18 protein-coding genes and 1 pseudogene are annotated in these 21,561 nt (G+C 42.9%); 3 read left to right on the forward strand and 16 right to left on the reverse strand.

What is annotated here, in order from left to right; translation table 11 throughout:
• Positions 1-5: 5 nt before the first annotated feature.
• Positions 6-1,259, reverse strand: coding sequence for an exonuclease subunit SbcD (gene sbcD, locus OCT63_RS16615; protein ID WP_060467754.1), 1,254 nt, complete (start codon positions 1,257-1,259; stop codon positions 6-8).
• A gap of 195 nt (positions 1,260-1,454) precedes the next feature.
• A pseudogene (locus OCT63_RS21530) lies at positions 1,455-1,532 on the reverse strand (VOC family protein); the annotation flags it as partial.
• Positions 1,533-1,867: 335 nt separating this feature from the next.
• On the opposite strand from OCT63_RS21530, the gene OCT63_RS16620 reads away from it, so the two are divergent.
• Positions 1,868-3,583, forward strand: coding sequence for a S8 family peptidase (locus OCT63_RS16620; RefSeq protein ID WP_269984087.1), 1,716 nt, complete (start codon positions 1,868-1,870; stop codon positions 3,581-3,583).
• A 107-nt stretch (positions 3,584-3,690) separates the two neighbouring features.
• On the opposite strand, the gene OCT63_RS16625 is transcribed toward OCT63_RS16620, so the two are convergent.
• A complete protein-coding gene (locus tag OCT63_RS16625; RefSeq protein ID WP_161672539.1) occupies positions 3,691-4,149 on the reverse strand; it encodes a GNAT family N-acetyltransferase in 459 nt (152 codons plus the stop codon).
• Positions 4,150-4,549: 400 nt separating this feature from the next.
• Between OCT63_RS16625 and OCT63_RS16630 the strand changes: the two genes are divergently transcribed.
• Positions 4,550-5,293: a class I SAM-dependent DNA methyltransferase gene (locus OCT63_RS16630; protein ID WP_269984088.1), complete on the forward strand. Its 744-nt coding sequence runs from the start codon at positions 4,550-4,552 to the stop codon at positions 5,291-5,293.
• A gap of 189 nt (positions 5,294-5,482) precedes the next feature.
• On the opposite strand, the gene OCT63_RS16635 is transcribed toward OCT63_RS16630, so the two are convergent.
• The 5 genes from OCT63_RS16635 to OCT63_RS16655 all read right to left on the reverse strand — a co-directional run bounded on the left by OCT63_RS16635 (position 5,483) and on the right by OCT63_RS16655 (position 13,243).
• Positions 5,483-7,513: a TonB-dependent receptor domain-containing protein gene (locus OCT63_RS16635; protein WP_269984095.1), complete on the reverse strand. Its 2,031-nt coding sequence runs from the start codon at positions 7,511-7,513 to the stop codon at positions 5,483-5,485.
• A gap of 201 nt (positions 7,514-7,714) precedes the next feature.
• Positions 7,715-8,635, reverse strand: coding sequence for a LysR family transcriptional regulator (locus OCT63_RS16640; protein ID WP_161688248.1), 921 nt, complete (start codon positions 8,633-8,635; stop codon positions 7,715-7,717).
• Between the two features lie 175 nt (positions 8,636-8,810).
• Complete coding sequence (locus tag OCT63_RS16645) at positions 8,811-9,800, reverse strand: DHH family phosphoesterase (protein ID WP_161672543.1); 990 nt, start codon at positions 9,798-9,800, stop codon at positions 8,811-8,813.
• Between the two features lie 389 nt (positions 9,801-10,189).
• Complete coding sequence (locus tag OCT63_RS16650) at positions 10,190-11,899, reverse strand: methyl-accepting chemotaxis protein (RefSeq protein WP_269984096.1); 1,710 nt, start codon at positions 11,897-11,899, stop codon at positions 10,190-10,192.
• A 429-nt stretch (positions 11,900-12,328) separates the two neighbouring features.
• Complete coding sequence (locus tag OCT63_RS16655) at positions 12,329-13,243, reverse strand: LysR family transcriptional regulator (RefSeq protein WP_269984089.1); 915 nt, start codon at positions 13,241-13,243, stop codon at positions 12,329-12,331.
• A gap of 118 nt (positions 13,244-13,361) precedes the next feature.
• On the opposite strand from OCT63_RS16655, the gene OCT63_RS16660 reads away from it, so the two are divergent.
• Positions 13,362-14,621 carry an adenylosuccinate synthase gene (locus OCT63_RS16660; protein ID WP_269984090.1) on the forward strand — a complete coding sequence of 420 codons (1,260 nt, stop codon included), beginning with the start codon at positions 13,362-13,364 and terminating at the stop codon, positions 14,619-14,621.
• A 98-nt stretch (positions 14,622-14,719) separates the two neighbouring features.
• Here the strand turns inward: OCT63_RS16660 and OCT63_RS16665 are convergent, their stop codons facing one another.
• From OCT63_RS16665 to OCT63_RS16700, 8 genes are all read right to left on the reverse strand, one after another.
• A complete protein-coding gene (locus OCT63_RS16665; RefSeq protein WP_161688240.1) occupies positions 14,720-15,661 on the reverse strand; it encodes a sensor domain-containing diguanylate cyclase in 942 nt (313 codons plus the stop codon).
• A 178-nt stretch (positions 15,662-15,839) separates the two neighbouring features.
• A complete protein-coding gene (locus OCT63_RS16670; protein WP_269984091.1) occupies positions 15,840-16,478 on the reverse strand; it encodes an OmpA family protein in 639 nt (212 codons plus the stop codon).
• An 8-nt stretch (positions 16,479-16,486) separates the two neighbouring features.
• On the reverse strand, positions 16,487-18,043 hold the full coding sequence (locus OCT63_RS16675; protein WP_269984097.1) for a TadE/TadG family type IV pilus assembly protein: 1,557 nt from the start codon (positions 18,041-18,043) through the stop codon (positions 16,487-16,489).
• Between the two features lie 10 nt (positions 18,044-18,053).
• Complete coding sequence (gene tadF / locus OCT63_RS16680; RefSeq protein WP_269984098.1) at positions 18,054-18,611, reverse strand: tight adherence pilus pseudopilin TadF; 558 nt, start codon at positions 18,609-18,611, stop codon at positions 18,054-18,056.
• Positions 18,601-19,083, reverse strand: a complete 483-nt coding sequence (locus tag OCT63_RS16685) for a TadE/TadG family type IV pilus assembly protein (RefSeq protein ID WP_161688290.1) — start codon at positions 19,081-19,083, stop codon at positions 18,601-18,603. Before OCT63_RS16685 ends, tadF begins: the two co-directional genes overlap by 11 nt.
• Positions 19,070-19,807, reverse strand: a complete 738-nt coding sequence (locus OCT63_RS16690; RefSeq protein WP_161688235.1) for a tetratricopeptide repeat protein — start codon at positions 19,805-19,807, stop codon at positions 19,070-19,072. Before OCT63_RS16690 ends, OCT63_RS16685 begins: the two co-directional genes overlap by 14 nt.
• Positions 19,808-19,819: 12 nt before the next feature.
• The gene (locus OCT63_RS16695) at positions 19,820-20,662 is read right to left on the reverse strand and encodes a type II secretion system F family protein (protein ID WP_060467768.1); all 843 of its coding nucleotides are present in this window, start codon (positions 20,660-20,662) and stop codon (positions 19,820-19,822) included.
• Positions 20,659-21,561 (reverse strand): type II secretion system F family protein, encoded by a 903-nt coding sequence (locus tag OCT63_RS16700; RefSeq protein ID WP_269984092.1) that lies wholly within the window; start codon positions 21,559-21,561, stop codon positions 20,659-20,661. The genes OCT63_RS16695 and OCT63_RS16700 overlap by 4 nt, the downstream gene beginning before the upstream one ends.

Raw genomic sequence — 21,561 nt, forward strand, 5'->3', positions numbered from 1 at the left:
CTTGATTACTCTTCTGAACCGTTTAAACCGTCAGTTCCGTGAGAAACTTCGGCAATCACTTGCTTGAACTTGACCGTCATTCTTTCTAAGCGTTTTTTCTCGGTGTCACTTTCAAACTCTTCAAGGGCAATACGTTTTTCAAACACATCCATTGGCGTGAGTTCCGCTAAGGTTTCGGCTGATTCGTGTTCTAACGCTTGGTTGCGGCGTTCTCTTGCTCTTCTTAACTGAAGCACTTCAACGTTTAAACCTTCGGTTAACGCACGCATTCGATCTTGCAAATCCGATAAGTAATCTTGCGCTTGAACTTCGATCGACAACCACACGCTTTGCTCCTCTTCCATATCGATATATTGATTCAGTTGAGCTTCAATTTCGCTCAAATCGCCTTTGATTTCAGCCAGAGGTTGGAATATCGGCACTGCAAGTTGAGAAATCGTGCGCTCACCTTGAACAAACTCAACTACACACACTTGCTTTTTAGATTTCAGTTCATCAAAACTGAGAGGAATTGGCGAGCCACAGTAACGAATGTGTTCTCGCTTAGCGACCACTTGAGGGCGATGAATATGGCCTAGAGCAATATAATCAGCATTTGGGAAACCATCTGCAGCAAAACCATCAAGGTTACCAACATAAATATCACGCACCGAATCAGATTGCTTCACACCCATGGCGGTCAAATGCCCTGTTGCGATGATTGGCATTGTGTCGCGATTTTCGAAAGTATTACGCTTAGCGACTGCTGCATCGTAGACACTTTGATAATGTTGTTTGATTGCATCACCCAGTTGTTTCTGACGTTCCACCCCCTTGACACCTGCTTGGCTCGTTAAAACATCACGAGGGCGGATAAAAGGAATCGCACAGACTAAAGCTTCAACCTTACCACTCTTACCTTTCAACTCGACAACCTGAGTCGCATGATCTTCATTAGTGTTCGGGATCACATCTGTACCCATATACTTCAACAATTGCTGTGTTTCTTTAAGTACTGAAACCGAATCATGGTTACCACCCAATAAAACCAGTTGGCAGCCAATCTTATTCGAGTCTACAACAAACTTGTTATACATCTCACGAGCATAGCTTGGTGGAGTGCTGGTATCGAAAATATCACCGGCGACGATAATCGCGTCGATATCATGTTCAGTCACTTGCTCTAGCAACCATTGCAAAAACCGTTCATGTTCATTCTTTCGGCTTTTATTGTAGAAGTTTTGGCCAAGGTGCCAATCGGACGTGTGAAGAATTTTCATTGCGGCTCACTGGATGTCTGTAATACCCATAATCTACCAAAATTGTTCGCACAATTCTTTTTATAAGCTTGTGAAAACCAACTAATTTGGCAGCTTTATGTGAAGTCAATTCAAGTGCATACCAAAGACGACTAAGCAGGCACAAAAAACGCTCACCGTAAGATAGGTTTGACAATCAAATAGGCAGAGCCATGATTATCTAGTAGGACGGCTCAGTTGAAGAAGATCCCATTTAGTGCCGTAAAGATCCTAGAATACCACGACCGTTCCATATAATACTGAGAATAACAATTTCCCCCATGCAATCGGTCAATTGACAAACTAGTCAATTGATTTTTAAGAATTTTAACTTAAACCCCTTCAATTTTATAAATGTTACATTTATTAATAGAATTCAGCTCAAATTTTGAACCCTAAAAAACGACCACAGTGAGATCTTACTGCAATTTCATTGATTGAAAGAATGATACAAGTCTAATTGCATATTAACGTTTGAGTGATTTTTGAACGGGCGTTTCCCGATCAAGTAACTGACTTAACACGTGCTTTTTCGCACAGTTTTTCGAAGGCGTCAGTTTTAGCCACACAACAATAAGGATGCAACACAGATGAATCAGGGACACAGACTTACCACCCTTGCTTTCGCCATTTTGGCTTCAGCTCATGTTTCCGCGTCAACGATAAAAAACGATACGGATCCGCAAGCCATTAACTCCCCCTTTATTCAAAACGTAAAAGGTACGATTGTTGAGGATTACTCGCGAGACATCATCAAACCTTCACTTTTCTCTCTGAGAACGATGAGTGCCGCTGATGAGCAACGTGGCGATTGGTTTAACCTATCGGCAAGTTACACAAGGTTGCAAGGCGTAGGTTCCGATGTTGTGTACGATTACCTAATGCCACCTCTTAAGCCGCAGCCAGTTATCGTTGCTGTTCTTGATTCGGGTGTTGATATCACACACGAAGATCTAAAGAATCAACTTTGGACCAACGAAAATGAGATCCCAGATAATGGTATCGATGATGACGGCAATGGTTATATCGATGATATATATGGCTGGAACTATCTGGGTAACTCGCTTGGTATTAACGTTGATCACGACACATTGGAAGTAACCCGAGAGTACAAAAAATACCTTGATTTAAAAGAGGATGGGCATTGGATTCCACGAAAGAAGCAAAAATACTATCAAGCGGTTGAAAATGATTACCTATCATCGTTAAAAGATAGTCAAGATTCGTTGAGTCGTGTGACGATTGCGTTTGAGCAAGCTGATCACTACAAAACAGATATCCTTAAGTTCACTGAACACAGCGATTTTTCAGTCGAAGGGCTACAAGCTTTGTTGAATCATGACAATACAGATGTTGTCTCTGCTGCTGAAGGGCTCCTGAATATATTTGACTCGTGGTACTCGTTCGAATATTTAGAATCACGTCGTAGCCGTTATCAAGACTCTTTAGATTTTCACCTTAATCTTGATTTTGACACTCGTGCAGACATCGTTTTAGATGACATCACTAACCCTTGGGAAAAAGGTTACGGTAATAATGATGTGAAAGGCCCTGTCGGCTCACATGGAACACACGTTGCCGGAATCATCGCAGCTGAACGTAACAACTCCGTGGGTATCGATGGCGTGGCAGATCATGCTCAGATCATGGCATTGCGTATGGTGCCTAATGGTGATGAGCGAGACAAAGATATCGCCAATGCCGTGCGTTACGCCGTGGATAATGGTGCGAAAATCATTAATATGAGCTTCGGGAAAAGCTATTCGCCACGTAAATACGTCGTCGATCACGCATTCCGTTACGCTGCTCGTCATGGGGTTCTCATCGTTCACTCTGCAGGAAATAGCCGTAGTGACAACGACATCAAACCAAGTTTTCCGAACCGTTATACAAAAAACTACCGTTCAAAGCCAATTTCAACGTGGTTAGATGTGGGCGCATCAGCAAAATACATTGATGAAGCACTCGTCGCTAGCTTCAGTAACTTTGGTCAGGAATCCGTTGATGTGTTCGCGCCGGGATATCGCATTCTATCAACCACACCTGACAACACTTACGGGTCGAAAAGTGGTACCAGCATGGCTGCTCCAGTGGTTTCTGGTATTGCTGCGCTAGTTTGGTCACGCTACCCTGATTTATCCGTAAAAGAGCTTAAAGCAATGTTAATGGATCACTCTAAGACTTATCCGGAACAGCTCGTCCAGAAGCCATCAAGCCCTGAAGATTTGGTTCCTTTTAATACTCTTTCCATCTCAGGCGGAATTGTCGACGCTGAAGCCATTTTCGCAGAGATAGCAACCCGTTAACGATGAAGAAGAATCACTGATCACCAAATAAAAAGGTTGCTCTTAGCAACCTTTTTATTTTCTAAATGTTGAGGGCTTTGGCCATGTTAACAACCCCATCGCTCAATTCAACACACCTCAATGCTCATGAAATGGCTGTTTGGATCTAATCGGTAATCCGCAAAAGGTTCACAATAATCAAAGCCAAATTTCTCATACAAACGACGAGCAGGTTTAAAGTATGCTTCCGACCCCGTTTCTAAACTTATTCGTTGATACTGGCGAATAATGGCTGTGTCCAAAGCGTGTTGTAGCAATTTGCTTGCTACACCGGACTGTCTCGCAAATTGAGAAGTTCGCATCGATTTAAGCTCTGCGTGGCTGTGATCAAGCTCTTTAATAGCAACGCACCCAAGTAATTGGTTGTCTTTCCAAGCGCTGAAAAAAGTAATTTCTGGTGATTTCAAGGCTTTAATATCCAGCGCGTGTACACTCTCTGGTGGAGAAGTCGCATACATATCCGCTAAATGTTCTTCTAGTAACTCAATCACTTCCCCGCCCGACAAGTCGTCGATTTTTATTTCCATAGCTGATTCATTTTCCTTAATAAACTCTTAAACCATTTCGACAATGTAAACTGGCGCCACCTTCATAAATCATGGATATCATGGCTTTACTATATAGTGTCGCTGCATTCATTTCCGACCCAGTTTTAACACTCACATAACAATAAAACAAGCGATAGCACGGCACGATTCTTTACTCAAAGTATCTGTTTTCAATAAAAAAATAGTCAAGTCGATAGAAAATAGAATAACAGCGTAGCTGCAAGCCTATAACCTACGAATGAAGAGCAATGAGAATTGTTTTAGAAATGAGCGTAATCGCTATTTTAGTCGAAAAGTTAATCTAATATTTTCTTGTTATTTTCGAGTACTAGTTTAATATGCGCCACCCCCATTTTTTCAGCAAATGCTGCAGGCAACTATGTCCGCCAATGTACTCTATACCGACCTATCTGGTTACTACGATTTAATGTGTGTCGATATTGACTACCAAACTCAGAGTAACTGCGTTCGTAGGCTACATCAGATTTTTGGAAACGAAGGCAAAACGCACTTAGACCTTGGATGTGGTACTGGCCCACATGTTCGTCACTTCATTGATTATGGCTATCAAAGCAACGGCCTTGATTTGAATAGACCTATGCTCGACATTGCTCGATTACGTTGCCCTGAAGCCAAATTCTCTTTGCAAAACATGAGCAACTTTGAAGTATCTGAACCACTGGATCTGATTACTTGCTTCTTATATTCAATCCATTACAACGATGGCATAGACAAATTGAGAGAATGCATTGCGAGCGTTCACAGAGCGCTTAAGCAAGGCGGTATATTCTGCTTCAATGTCGTAGACAAAGAGAAGATCAACAACGACCTGTTTGTTAGACACACAACGAACCAAGAACAAGACAATTTTACTTTCCGTTCAGGTTGGTATTACTCGGGTGAAAGCGACAAGCAGGCGTTAAAACTCACGATTGAGAAAACCACCGCAGGTAGAACACAAGTTTGGAATGATGAACACCCGATGGTGGCGTTCTCGTTCAAACAGTTGATCGAAATATTGGAGCCCTATTTTGATGTTCATATCTTCGAACACGATTACGATAAGCTATTGCCTTGGGATAACATTTCAGGAAATGCACTGATCACGTGCGTCAAAGCCTAGTCAACGCATTCAACGTAAAGCCTACGCGCTTACTCTACGTGTTTAAAATAATAGTAAGTTTAAAAAGCTAAAACGAAAGCCCCATGCAACAGCTAAATTGAATTGCCCCCAATAGTTAGATACCAATTATTGAGGGCTTTCTCTCTTTAACGACTAATCAGACTAAGAATGGATTCACTCAAAACCAGATTAGAAATCAGCCGTCATACCGACATAATAGGTGCGTGGCTTTTCAACATAACCTAAGTATTCTAGCTCGTCAGACACAGACTCATCAGTCAAATTCAAGATACCCGCACGTAAACGTACTGAATCATTCACATTGTAAACCGTTCCGATGTTCAAAGTTGTGTAAGCCTCTTGAGTTAGATCACTTGAGATTTGACGCTCACCGCGGTAACGGGCGCTCACGAAGGTACTGAGATCGTACGTCGGGTTCCAGTTCAACTTCACTAGCCCTGAATGCTTGTAACGCTCAAGAAGCTGTTCACCTGTCGACTTATCTTCTGTATCTAAATACGTGTAGTTACCCGATACTCCCCACTCGTCTGATATTTGATACTGTCCCGTAAGCTCAACGCCTTGAATGACAGCTTCTGAGACGTTTTGGTACGTTTTCTTACCTAGCTCACCCGTCGGTGAACCATCAGGGTTTTCACATTGACGAGCACTCTGGTTCCATTCACCGCCTAGCGTACAATAACCGTCTGTTCTCTCAATCAGATCATTGATTTCATTACGGAACAACGCCGCTTCTACATTCCAACGAGACTGTGTGTATACCGTCGCCAATTCGTAGTTCAAGCTTGTTTCAGGGCTTAAATCCTCGTTGCCGACTAACGCACAGCTCCCTTTACAACTTGCTACTTGATAACCTGATTGGTTTTGAGTCAGCGTTGGCGCTTTGAACGCTTTACCCACACCCCCTTTAATGATGAGGTCATTTGTCGTTTGATGAACTAGATATACACGCGGGCTAAACTCTTCACCGTACAGTTCGTGTTTATCCAAACGACCGCCGATCGTTGCGGTTAGTTTGTCCATCATCAGCCATTGGTCTTGAACAAACAAGGCGCCTTGATACGCTTCTGATGTTCCGCCCGATAGGTTTTCTTTGTTGGTTAATTCACTTAACTGGTAGTCCATACCAAAAGTTAGCGTGTGGCTTTCTCCAAGATAGGTCGTTGCAGAAGCTTCGACAATTTGAGTTAGCTCTTCAACATCACTATTAAAATTATTGCCCAGATCGGCGGCATCTTTATCCGTCACGTTCTCACGAGAATAACGAACTTGGGTATCCCCCCAGCTCCAGTAACCACTATGAGTAATGGCCTGACTGCTGCGGACCACGCGAGTATCTGATTCAATTACAGACCTAGAGTTCTCAGCAACTGATTCACGCTCGTCATCACTGTAGCCAAAATCAAAATCGATAGCTTGGTTATCTGTAGCCTGCCATGTCAAGCTTGCTAACAGGCTAAGCGTGTCACGCCCCTCTAAGGCCGTAATGTCTTCACGATTGTACCCAGAGCTATGCGTACCAGAATATGGCTGCCATGCGTTACGATTCGTTTGGTTAACAGAAACTCGTGCGAACAATTCATCTTCAATTAGCGCACCAGACGTCGTTAAGCCAATGGAATATTCTTGGCCACCGTTATCATCTAACGGTGAAGAGTTATCCATACTGACGGTAGAACTCCAATCATTTTCAGGTGCCTTAGTAATGATATTAATCGTACCGCCCATACCATCAGAGCCATAAAGCGCCGACATTGGACCACGAATAATCTCAACACGCTCAATTGAGTCTGCAGGAATGGTTGATAAGTCAAAATCGTTACCACGAATAATCGCACTCGCAGAACTTAAACGACGGCCGTTTACCATGATAAGCGTGTAATCAGAATCCATACCACGAATTGAGATCATCTGACGACCTGCACGAGTGCTGTCAAAGTCAGACTCCACACTGGTCGATTCAGCAACGATGTCTGCCAAAGTAATACCCGGACTGTCTTCAATATCCTGAGCAGAAATAACAGACATCGACGCCGGTGCTTTTTTCAAAGCCATCTCGGTACGGGTTGCCGTGACAACCATCTGCTCATCGATGTCAATGGCTTCGGCCTCTGCGAATACGTTAGCCGAAAGAGATGTACAAATAACAGCGACGGCGACAGATAAAGGTTTGCGAATAAAAAAAGAGCTCTCAAACATGGTATGAATACTTACACAGTAATGATAATGGTTTGCATTAAACATTTAGTTACCATTTGTATCAACGAAAGTTTCATACCAAACATTGATTTTAGCTATTCAAAATTCAAATAAATAAACCAACATATATTCAATATATTTTAATCAAACCAATCACATTGAACGCACTGATAGGTAGAAAACGCACAGCTCCGACTAATATTAGGCGTAAACCTCTTTAAACAACTCCCTCACCCAACGACACATTGGATCATTATGGAAACGTTTATGCCAGTATAAATAAACATCTTCCGCAGGATAACGCACTGCTTTAGGAACGTGCTTACAAACAAGGTTTCTCTGCTTAGCGGCTTGCTCAGCAAAAGGGGTCGGCAAGTGGAAGATAATGTCGGTCATTTCCGCCATATCTGGTGCAACGTTAAAATTGGAAAGTTGAATCGGGATTGAGAGCTGACGATGCTTACCAATCAAGCCGAGATCTTTAAATCGACTTTCAATAGATAACTTCTTATCCCCTTGCAGAGAGATCTGCCCTAGTTGACTGTTAAGCAAATCATCAACGGTAATCTCTTTATCAGCCAAAGGGTGGCCTTTGTTCATTAATAAACGATAATCGCGGCTGATCACGAACATTCGATACAAGTTCTGTTCTGAGCTTAACGGCTCATGTGTTGACAATACAAAGTGAGCATCACCAGACAATAAGGAGGAGAAGTGCCTTTTAGGAATTGAGTCGATATCAACTACCATATTTGGGGCTTGTTTTCGTATCTCAGCAACCACCTTGGGAAGCAAGTGGGACACTTGAGGAACAAGGCCAAAAAATCGCACCGTACTATCGCTGTTATGAGGCTCAAACACGTCACCATGTACCAATTTTTCTAGGCGTGTCAGCACCGAATTTAAGTCTTGCTTAATCGCATCTGCTTTTGGCGTTAATTCATAGCCATATGCGGCTCTTACCAACAAATCATCATTAAAGACACTGCGCAATTTCTGTAGAGAACGGCTCACCGTAGGCTGGCTCATGTCTAGGGCAAGAGCAGTATTAGAGACATGCTTCTCTTCTAATAAGTGTTTTAAAATGACTAATAAATTGAGATCGACTTGGGCAAGATTCATTTTTTAAATGGTTAACTTATTGAAAATTCAGGGTACGCATAGTGCATTCCTCCGCCTAATAATGCAATTGATAATCACTCTTATTGCTACGTGATGCACTATGCTTTTTTCACGCTCACCCAAATAACAAGGTGAATGTTAAAACAATCTTTGTGGGGAGATCGCCATTTGCTTTCTATACCCTACTCTCAGGACAATAATAGCCTTCAACTAGTGAGATAAAGTTCACTTTGTCTACTTCATTAAGCTGGTTGATACCTGCCGCTGCTTTTCTACCGCCACCCGTTGCGAAGCTAGAGCAAATTTCATCGGCACCGGTTCTGTTTGATAATGGTGCCCGCAGACTCACCGTGTAAGATTTACCATCTTGATTTTTCGTTAACACCGCTTGTGCACGATGGGAGTCTTGATTTACGATCTCATTACCAAATACACCACTAATGCGTCTCGCCCAAGCCTCTCCCGGCAGTTCAAACACACGAACGACTTCACTCTCATACACTGGGACTAAGTTCGATAATTGTTGATGATCATTTTGATAAGCCGCGCGCAAGCGATAAAACACGGAGTCTTTGTCATCCAAAAGGTCAAATGGATTTGGATATTGATAAAGAGTTTGGTAAAGCGTAATAGGCGTGAAGTGTAAGTCGCTCAATGACATACCGTAGCCGTTATAGTTAACCAAAGTACCTAGTTCTTCCAAAAAAGCGATTTGGGGGTGATCAAATCCATTTTCAACCGCTAACTGTGTTGCAACCGTTTTAAGGTTATCACCAAAAGCCGCAGCAATTGCCCATGCTACATACTCACCGTTTAGTTTTTGATTTATCAACAAACTGGTACAGCACTCCGGCGCTGTATTAACAAGAGTCTTCAGGTGCTGAGATTTCGGAACTTCTCCCGTGCGATGGTGATCGCAATAGAATACATCAATATTGGCATCTAACAGGGAGTGTAACGCTGATAGGTTTTTCTCCATGGATACGTCCAATACCGCGACAGACGAAACATTTCCCTGCTCGACCATTTGAGTAACAACTTGAGACACCAATTTAATGTCTCGCTTTACACCAGAGATCAACACACTGTCTTTTGGCTCGCTTAAACGCAGCTGCAATAAGGCGATGATGCCATCTGCATCTCCATTGAATACATCGTAATGCATTTGTCTTTTCCCTTCTGAGGCTTAACCACCAATTGAAAATGTGGCCCTCGAACTAATTAAGTTGATACGCTATTTTATAGACAGTTTGTCATCATTTTAGGTCGATTTCACATATACTTAAGGCCATTTTGGAATGCCTTATTCTTCTTTTACAGTCGTTATTGATTTAGAAAACTAAACAGCTCCCCACTATCCCCCTCTGTTACTGCTACTACCATTAAAGATCAAAATGGTGCTGTTTTTCATTCTATAAGGTCACTTCATTTTCATCTTGTCAAATTGGCCTTTAATATTTGTTTCAAGCATAAAAAAGCGCAGATAAACTGCGCCTTTTAGTTCTTGCTTGCGATACAACGGTTTGTTGAATATCGCTTCTCTATCAGAGCAATCTATGACGTCTTAAACTGCGCGACCGCTCTATCCATATCATTGGCTTGTTCAGCTACTTTATCAACTTCAACCAAACAGTGTTGAGCTGATGCATTGTTGTCGTTCGAGATAGTATTCAATTCCGTGATCGAATCGCTCACTTGTGCCATTACGACACCCTGCTCTTCAATAGCAGAAGCAATACGCTCGGAGTTTCCTTGGATGCTTTCCATATCACTCAAGATCAATTGTAAGCTTCCGTCTAACTCTTCTGAGTCTTTTAACGTCAGTTGACCTTGTTGGTTACATTCGCCAATTTCGGTCATCGAGGCATGCATCTGGCTTTGGATTGCGGTTACTACACTGGTGATTTCCGTTGTTGACTGATGCGTTCTGCTTGCGAGTGCTCGTACTTCATCGGCAACAACGGCAAAGCCTCGCCCTTGTTCCCCTGCACGCGCTGCTTCAATTGCTGCGTTCAATGCCAGTAAATTGGTTTGTTCTGCAATGCCTTGGATAATATTCACCGCATCGCCAATTTGGTCAACATGATGGTTCAACGAACTAATGGAGTCTTGACTGCTTGAAAGACGTTCAGACAAACGAGTGATATTGTCAATGGTATCTACCACGACTTCGCGTCCTTTATCGGCATTTACTTTAGCTTGATGTACACCTTCTGCGGCGACCGATGTGCTCTCTGAAATTTCACCGATAGTTAGCACCATTTCTTGTACTGATGCTGTCATCGTTGAGGTGTGGTTTGCTTGCACTTCAAACTGTTTAATGACCGATACCAACTCATCATGCATGTTAGACGTACTTTGTGTCAGTTGAAGTGACTTAGATTGAGATGCGGCGATCAAACTCTCTAGTTGGTCAAGCAATTGGTTGAAGTATTGCCCTAGTTTTCCGAGTTCGTCTTTGCCGTCGAGGTGCGAACGAATTGACACGTCGTTAAAATCTACAATATTTCTAATAACCGCGAGTAAAGATTCAATCTTACCAATGATAGAACGCACGATTAACCAACTGAACACAATGATAGTTAACAGTAGTGTGATGCACAGGATGTTGTTTATCAAAGAGCGTTGATCCATCTCTTGTTGAGCTTCTCGCTCAAGTACTTCTGAGAACTCTGCAAATTGATTTTCAATAGCGTGAGAGGCAGAACGTGTTTCCCCCAACAGACCTTCATTGTGCTTTAAGCCAATAATTCGCTTCTGTGCGACGACTTGCTTTGCAGCATCTAACAATTCGCTCGAATTCACGGTAAGCACGCTTGGATCAAATTCCCCCTTTTCAATCAGGTCATTAAATCGGTAGAGCTCGACTTTTTGTTCCGCATTGGCCGTTGCGCTGATGTTGTCCAATTGCGCGTAAAACTGCCCGAGCAAACCTTTATCACGTGCTAATCCAATAACTTCATTCGCTTTTACCAGTTGAACAAAACTTGTGTAGTACGTCTCAATGTCTTGTCGTAAGCGTGTGCTGTTGACCAAGCCCAAATCGCTAAGTACCACGTTGAGTTGCGCTTCAGACGCTAAGAATTTGTTGTAGTTGGTGTCGAACTTGTCGAGATATTTCAAATCGCTACGTAACAAGAAGTCTTTCTCGTTACGACGCAGGTTGAGCAAACGAACTTCGAGTTCTTTGGTTATCTGCTTAGCCTGGCTCATCTGAGCGGTTGTGTCTGCAAATTGTGAAGTGGTAAACAGCAATGAAATCATGCCGAAGATGGAAAACATTCCCAGTGAATAGAGCTTTTCCTTTATGTTCATGTATGTGACTCGTCTTGACTAATCTAACTATGGATATCTAAGTTTTTATGTGAATTTTACTATCTAGCTCTCGTGGTGTAACTCGTGCTGTTTCATTCTTTTTATCTGTATCTGTATCTGTATCTGTAGCGAACATTAAGCTAGGAGCATGAAACGAATGCAACTCAACTCATCGACAACACCGTTCTCAATGGCATTTGAATTCACCCACTAACATTAAAGTCATCAATAACACAGATAAATTACATATACATTAGTAAGGCTTTAAAAATTAGGAGGTCGAATTTGATGGGTTGAATACGGCTTGAACAATTGACGACACAACGCTTTGAATCAAAAGACTTTCGCCCTTTATTTACCTAAAGATTTTTTATGCTCTTATTTTGACTCATCAGAGCAGTTTATTTCCTCATCAACCCAGCCTAATAGTTGCTTGGTCGCTTTAGACAAGACTTGGTTTTGTCTAACGACATAACCTAGGCTAGTGCTCGAAAATCCGGTAAGTGGTGTAATTTTCGATTTCAAATACTGTTTGGTGGATATCGCAAATTCAGGAATGATAGCGACACCAAACCCCGCTTCTGCCCAGTCGATTTGGGCGTCAACGCTCCCTACTTCCATCACCCTGTAATTAGATAAATTAAGGCTTGGCAGACCTTCATCAATAAAATCACGAGTTCTTGTATCGTGGCCAAGCAGAATCAAAGTTAACTCTGTATCAGACTCAGCCTTCTTAGCATCATTTCTTTTATGATTATCCGCAATTTGGACTTCAAACCCATCGCCAAGTGCACACCATGATAACTCCTGAAGCTCAACAAAATGCAGTGACTCATTGTGTTGCTCTTTGGAAATAACAAAACCAAGATCGGCTTGAGCATTCTTAACCAAACTCGATGCCTGAGATGACGTGGTATTCAATAGCGTAAGGTCGATCCCCGGATACTGCGCTTTGAACTTCTGGAACGGGCGAATCAACAAGAATCGAGAAATGATGTCGCTCACAGCAATGGTTAACGTCCCTATTTTGAGGTCGTTTATAGCGTTGAGATCCGCCTGACAAATCTGTAGTTCGAGTAACGTTCTTTGGCTTGTTTCCAATAACCTCTCACCCGCTTGAGTCAGTTGAAATGGGCTTCGCTCTATCAACTTAATACGCGTTTGTTGCTCTAATTGCTTTAAGTGCAAGCTCACATTGGGTTGTGTCATGTGCAGTGCATTCGCCGCTTTCCCGAAATGCTTATATTCCGCTAGCGTCACAAACGTCTTCAACAAATTAATATCAAGCATCATATCCCTCCGTGTTTTTCACATTATATATGAAATCCTTATCAAGATAATAAAGATAATTAATTTCTCTTATCCACTTTGTAGGCCTAACATGATTTCTCAATCAGTCAGGAGAAAAATTATGCCATCTATTGTTGTTGTAGGCGCTAACTGGGGCGATGAAGGCAAAGGCCGTATCGTTGATTTTTTAGCAGACGAAGCTTCTGCTAGCATTCGCTTTCAAGGCGGAAACAATGCTGGCCATACCGTAGTAAACGACTTTGGTACGTTCAAACTGCATCAACTGCCTAGTGGTATTTTTAATCCTGATTGCACAGCGGTTCTTGGCCCTGGCATGGTGATCAGCCCTGCTGCGCTAACTGAAGAGATTGCAGAAGTACAAGCGGCTGGCATCAAAGTTAAAATGGCGATTTCAGACCGCGCGACACTGTGTCTACCTTTGCATGCTCTTGAAGATACACTTGAAGAAGAACGTTTGGGCGATGGCGCTTACGGTTCAACACGTCAAGGTATTGCACCTGCTTACGGCGACCGCGTAATGAAGAAAGGCATTCTTGTGGGTTGGTTGAATCAGCCTGAGATTTTAGAGCAGCGCATTCAATTCTTACTTGATTGGAAAATGCCTCAACTAAAAGCGCTATACCCTCAATGTGATTTCACTCAAACCGCTTCTGAAATGACAGAATGGCTACTTGAAGTAACTAAGGCTTGGCGCCCATTCATTTGCAACGTGACTGAGCCACTTAAAGCACTGCAATCACAAGACGCAAACCTACTTTTTGAAGCTCAATTAGGTGCAGGCCGTGACCTTGTCTACGGTGAATACCCTTGGACGACGTCTTCTAATGTAACTGCCGCTTACGCGGGTATCGGTAGTGGTCTACCTGCCCTTCGCCCTGAACGTGTTATTGCGGTTGCTAAATCATTCAGCTCGTCTGTTGGTACTGGTACGCTAGTAACTGCAATGGAAGAGCAAGACAGCTTCCGTGAAAGCTCTAACGAATATGGCGCAACAACGGGTCGCCCACGTGATATGGGTTACTTCGATGCCGTAGCCACACGCAACGGCGTTGACCTGCAAGCTGCAACTGAAATCGCACTGACTAAGATAGATTGCCTTTCTGGTTTGTCTGAACTTAAGATCTGTACGGCTTACTCAGGTGAACACACTGAGAACCCAATTTGGCCACAAACGGCTGAACTGAAACCTGTCTATGAAGATATGGCAGGCTGGGACGAAGACATCACGGGCTGCCGCACGTTTGAAAGCCTTCCTCAAGCCGCACAAGATTACGTGACTCGTATCGAAGAATTGATGGGCGTGCCAATCGTGATGGTATCGGTAGGCCCTGAACGCGAGCAAATGATCATTCGAGGTTAGAGCTCTTATCAAGTATTCAGCTAAAACGGTTGTTTTGGCTGAAATACGACAGGCAAAAAAGCCCACTTGCTGGGCTTTTTCATGCCTGTCATCAACATCTAAATCTTGTTTTTCTTGTTGAGATACATATTTTCATCAGACGACTTTATTAGATTGATGATATTGAAGCTTCGAGAATCCGCAGTACCACAGCCATATGAAAAACCGAGTGAAACCTCATCATCACAACGAAAGCTTTCAATAAAATCAGTAAATTCAGCGTGAATTTTATTGAGCAACTCAGAAGCATAACCAGACTCTTCTGAATGTATGACGACAATGAACTCATCGCCACCGACCCTAGCCGATATAATATTGTATTTTGAATTGTTTTTAATGCATGACGCAAAGCCTGATATGTAATCATCACCTTTAAAGTGACCATACGTATCATTGATGTACTTCAAATTATCCAAGTCAAAATACAAACAAACGATCTCGCCATCACTGATGTTTGCTTTATTGAATTCATGGAAAAAGCCTCTCCGATTAAGCAGTGTCGTCATGATATCAAAATAACTATTTTTGTATAAAATCCGGCTTTCTTCTTTTAATAAAATTTCAGAACGTAATAAAGTCGAGATATTTTCAATCAAGTTTACTTGGCTTTGCGTATACGAAGTTGGGCTTAAATGGAACACTAAGAGAACCGCAAATACTTCACCATCGCCCCCCCTTACGGGGACGCCGCAAAAAGACTTGTAGGCATCCGCTCCCTTTGCAGAAACGGACTCACCACCAGAGTGACCACTCAAATAGACAGTTCGATTCTCGTTATGTACATACTCACAAAAACAGCTAATTAAGCCCTTATGTTGGTTGCACGATATGTTCGAAGAGCTCCAAACACTCTCAGAACCAGAACAACTAAAATCAGAGAGCATAATGATGCCTGCATTAGATGCATCCATTATGTCTCGTATGTTGTCCAATATAGATACCCACGTATCTATATCGATATGTTTTTCCATCCCTTCAGAAGAGATTTTATCAAAAATCATTAATATATCTTTAGTATCAGACAGTTAAACTTTATTGAACATTCATTAGAGTACGTTATAACAAAATTCTTAAAGCGATAATTTAGGGCGGTTATTGCGAAGAAAAAAACCAATCACACATCACTGACTCTATTTGCTATGTCGCGTTAACTAGCACGCGAAGACTCGTGAACGAATCTTAATTTTCTAATTCAGAGGCATCATTCATAGAGGCCCAGATTTCTGAGCGTCTATTCTTGGATCTCCCCCCTGAAGTTGCATTAGAGGCAATAGGGTTACTTTCACCAAACGAACGAATCACAAGGCGGTTTTTATCGACACCATCTGCGATTAAACCATCCGACGTAGTCAGCGCTCTTTGAAGCCCCAATGCTTGGTTGTAACCTTCTGCGCCCGTACTGTCAGTGTGGCCATCCACCGTAATCGCACTGCCACTAGTCTTTAACTCGCTAGCTAGCTGACTCAATGCTTTACTGCCCATTGGCGTTAAGTTGTGTTGGTCAAAGCCAAAATGAAGACGTGCTAATAACCCGTGACGCTCTTGATTATTGATCCAAGTCTTGCATCCTGATTGGTTCATACCCAGATTGGATTGACTGGCTAAGGCCTGTTTTAACTCGCTGCTGTCGGACTGCTGCTCTATTTGCATAAAGCCCTGCCTGTGCTGTGCGATACCGACGACATCATCAACCGTGACACTATGTTGATATTCACTGAACGCAGTATCGCAATAAATGCTGATAACTTCTTCCGCATTGGCTGTAAGGCTAAACTGCAGTGTCGATAGGACGATTGAACCGATCATTAACTTTTTCATATTTTCCTCTAGTATAACTTAGTGATTCCGCTTGTTTTTGAGCCTTTACGGATGAGTTCTTCTATCTTTTCAATCAATTCATCTAGGTTAGATACATCGATGATGTCTTCATTTGGTTCTTCCACACAGTCTTGAAAACCACTCTGTTGGGACGCTCGAAAATCAATACCAATAACACCTATGTATAAGCCTGGTATTTCATTCCTTGCCTTGTCACACATACCTCTGTCGACTAACCCTTTGAGGATGCCGTTATTTGGACTCTCCTGCCCATCACTTAAAATCAGCAGCATCTTGATTTTCTTGTTGTAGACTTGCTGTTCTTCTTGATCGGAACTGTTCGGGTCACCGTCATGCAGAACCTGAGAGCCTCTTAAAATACCTTGAAAGGCCGCAGTACCACCGTCTGCCCACATCGAATTAATCGGATTCAAGTCTGAGAGCTTGTTCGATAGTCGAATGTTGGAAAACTGCGATGAGCTTGAAGAACCATGCGCGTTGAATAGATTTGTTCCACTCACACTATAGAAATTGGGCTTTAATCCCGACTTGTCAGTAAACATCGCCGAGACCGAACTCTGAAAGTCAACATAGCTGTAGACGTCGGCAACTCGGTAATAATCTTGATCAATCACATCTTTAATACGTTTGGCGTACTTTCGATTGTCCGATTTTGGATTGGGGCAATATGATTTCCAGTTAGCACAATTAAGCACGTCATTTTGCGAATATCGGCGCCAGTAATCCCAGTTGACATCGTTGTAGGAGTAAGGAGATACGTTCGTTTTATAGTTATCTTTGTAGCTCAACTGACTTGTCGCACGAGCTTGATTTCCCGAGACGATTTCCCTCGTTCGAACGTTAAACGGCACAAAGCCCACTCGGTTAAGTAACTTATCTCCGGTGGTATCTTCTCCCGGTTCGTCACACACGTCTTTCCACTCTCCATCGACATAGTCCTGCTTAATCGATGTGCAAAGAATTTTGCTGGATATTTCATCGATGGCCGTTTTCAGATCGTCGATTTTTATGTGTCGATTTGAACCCCAACTTTCGTTCATTGAACCTGAAAAATCCGACACAAACACAATGTCGATGTTGTTATCACCCAGATAGACAGGGTACTTTCTCGCTAACGAACGCCCCGCTAGATCTTGCTGCTTATTAAATGAAGGAATAAAACTGCTCGCAAACCAAGAATCGTGTGTGGTCTTGGCATTCACTGTATATTCGATGTACTCAAGAGCCCCAGCCCCCTCATCTTCCGCTTGATGAAATCGGTCTGCAGAAAGGTGGATAGATTTGATATCACGCACATAGTTTTCGACATATTTGGTCGCGAGCCCACGAGCCTGATCCGGTTGGTCTTCAATAGTCACCGCTATGGCTGCGGCCTCTGCTGAATCTCGTAATCGACTGGTCTCTTGAACATAACGTGTGCCTTCAACCGCCCAAAAGGTCATGCCCATGATTGGAACAAGCAATAAGCCCATCCAAACCGCGGCAACGCCTTGTTGTCTTTGGAGACTGAGATGCTGGCGATTGATATGACGCCCATGCTGCATTTTCATTTCATTATCTCCCAGGCATTATTGAAGATGAGCCAATCTTAACCGTGGTACTGGTTCCACCGTTGAAGAAAGGTTTGAACCAAGAGCTTTCCTCTTCACAAAGACTGATTCGGTACAATGGATACACGACTCCCTTCTCTACGGGCGCCAAATCTGCATGATCTAGAATCGAATCGGCTTGGCAATTTAAGCTTCGATACTTGCTGGTTGAGAATTCAGCGATAGTCGTTTTATTGGTCAATGACTCTATCTTGATCGCCACATTGTCTACTGGTGTATTGAGCATTCGACTTGCCACTTTCGCCATGTCTTCTAACTCTGCATTGGTTACGGGTAGATTTTCTCCTGCCAGCACGTCGGCATCAAAGTAACGAGTACGCTCTTTAATGACATTCACCAAAGCAAAGCTGGATCGATCGAGCTTGGCGCGCACGAGCAGCTGATAACTCAGGTCTGCAGCAAACAGGTAAACGCCCCACAAAGCCACAAGGATAAAAACTAACTCAATGGTGTAAGAGCCTTGTTGACGACTTTTTGAAAACACATCTTGATTAGGGAGCATCATCTTCCCACCCCTCGTGTTCTAAGTTCAAAACCATAGTGCGTGAAATATCTCTATCCGCGGCTCCAGCCAACTTAATGACTGGCGTATAACGATAAGTAACGGTGACCTCGGCTAAGTTGTAATTGAAGTTCAAGCCTTGATCTGAGTGCCCCCTGTTCGCGATAAAATCATCATAGGTTTTGAAGTACTGACCTGAGATAGAGAACCTTGAGCTATCAATTAAGAAACTCCATAGGTTGTCATCGTCTTCAATTAACGACCGAAACTTATTCTCGTACTGTTCGTTGATCCCTTTACCTTCATAGATTTTGGTATTCCTGATGGTTTCTCTCAGCGAATACTCGGTCATGTTCACAACGTAGATTTGATAACTCGATTCGAAGATCGCAAAGGTGGCAAAAAACAGAACAAGCGCACCGAGCACAAACTCAATCGCCGTCACGCCCTTCTGTTTGTTAAGATGCTTCATCATTAACTCCCAATTGAGTCAATTCAGCAGCGATGTCCTGGATCTCTTCTGTTGAGAAGTCGCCTTTGAGCAATTTTTTTGCCGAGTTGATTTGCTGGGTTTTCATCAGTGCAATAGCCAGATTCGCTTTAACGGTTTTATTCGCTGGGTCTTCTTTTAAAACCGGAGCCAATGTTTGAATCGCTTGTTGATACTCACCATTGGCCATTTGAATCATTGCGATGTTGTTCTTAACAACGACGTCGTCATAACCGCGTAAACGTGCTTGGTTGAGCTGTTGCTGTGCTTCATCGTATTGCCCAACTTTGGTGTAAGACACACCGAGCAAAACGTGAATTTGACCTGTTCTGTTTCCAGCATCGATAGAGGCTAAGTAAGCAGAAATAGCACTTTCGATGTCATTTTTTGCATCAGACACTTGGCCTTCTAATTGGTACAAGTTGGGATTTTCGAACCCCGCTTTTTGCAAGTGTTGGACATAAAAATCAGCCGACTCGATATCCCCTTTATGGAAATATGCCCATGCTAGATTCTCTTTCACCTCTGGATCTTCGGAGCCTTGCTCTAACAGGGATTTGTAATAACTAATCAAGCCATCATAGTTCTTCACTTTTTCCATGCTAGCGACGTCGGCAAGCTGTAAGCCTTGTTGTGACGGTGCCGATTGACAGCCCGCCAACACACTCAACGTGAGCAAAATGAAGCCGATACGTTTTCCAATCATTCGCAATTCTCCCTAGATGCTCAATGTCATTTGCATGATGCTCGGCGCGAGAATCAGGATAACGATTGGGAACATGATGAAGAGGATCAATGGCACACTCATCTTCGCAGAGAGCTTACCCACCTTTTCCTCGACCGTAAGAATCTGGACTTTTCGCATATCTTCTGCGAGATCACTTAACACATGCGCCACGGATGTGCCGTATTGCAAGTTTTGAATGATGGTCAGTACAAAGCTTCGAACAGGTGGCGTCGGGATACGCTCACTCAGGTCGTTGAGCGCCTTTTCTAAGCCGTGAATTTTCGCAGAGTCGGATGTGCGCTTAATCTGGTAACAAAGGTCTGAATCAAACTCAGCTAACTCTTTGCCCAAATAGACCAATGCCGCTTCAATCGTCATACCGGTTTGCACACATACCGACATCATGTCGAGCAAGTACGGAAGTTGAGCTGAAGTTCTGCTAATCAACATCTTGCGTCGCATTTGCAGTAAGGTATCTGGCACGACGATGACAGCAATCAGCGAAAAAATAACCACTATCATTTTGTTGGTTGATGACATATCCCCTAATAACACCAACCCAGAAACCAACGCCAATACCAATAACTTGGCAGGGAAATAGAATTTCGCCCATTCGGTGTTGTAATAGCCGGCCTCAATCATTTTTTGCTCGAGTTCATGCCGATGCTCCTTACCAAAACGAACAAAAAAGCGATTTACGCGTGAAGGCGGACGGACCGAATTATCTCCGATATAAAGCGCAACCTTCTTGTGTCGTTGGTCTCTACGAATCGAGTCGACTATTAGAAATAGTAGCGAAAAGAACAGAATAATAAGGGAAGCTAATAACATCATGCGCGTACTCCTCTTACTAACAACCAAACAATGAACAAACCAAAAAGCTCACTACCCAACACGTAAAACAAGACAAGTCTTCCCTCTGGATCGTAGAGAACAAAATCCACATTAGCGGGATTAACGTAGTTGAGGATAATCATAAAAATCAAAGGAATGGCTGCAACTATTTTGGCAGAAATTCGAGCCTCCGAGGTCATTGCCATCTTCTTTTTCTCTAGCGTTCGGGAGTCCACCAGCACTCTAATCAGCCGCGCCAACACACCCTTGAGTTGTCCACCGCGCGCAATATTCGCTCTGAGTGTTACTGTAAAAAACAGAAACTCAGGGTAAGGGTAGTTTTTGCACGATCGTTGAAGCACCACTTCTGGAGACTCCCCCAACTTCAATCGCTCTCCCATCAGCTTAAATTCACGACCAATCGGGTTGTGCATAACATCGCCTACATAACTGATGGCTTGCATTAAGCTGTCACCCGCAGTTACCGCACTCATTAGAATATTCAACGCATCAGGGAACGTATTCTCAAATTCTCGACGTCTTCTTGTGATCAGGAATCGATAACCGCATAGGGTAAACACCACAGATGAACCAAGCACCAACCACGTATTGGTGGTAGATAACAACTCAACAACGATGTACCAAGATGCGATTATACTACCCGTAATATAGAGCGCGATGTACAGAGAAGATCGCGGGCCTAACACCATCAACGTGGGTGAAATTGACTCTTTGATCTTTTGCCAGTTTTGTTTACGTACCAATGACTTGATGTTAATGGCATTGAAGTTTTCAGCTTCTATTTCTTCAATATTGAAAAACTGGTGGACCTTTTTTACCTTTGAATCTCGGATCAAAAGCAGAACAAACGCAAACAGGATTAACGAAATCCAAAGCAT

The organism is Vibrio sp. RW (genome assembly GCF_027587105.1).
Taxonomy (GTDB): domain Bacteria; phylum Pseudomonadota; class Gammaproteobacteria; order Enterobacterales; family Vibrionaceae; genus Vibrio; species Vibrio toranzoniae.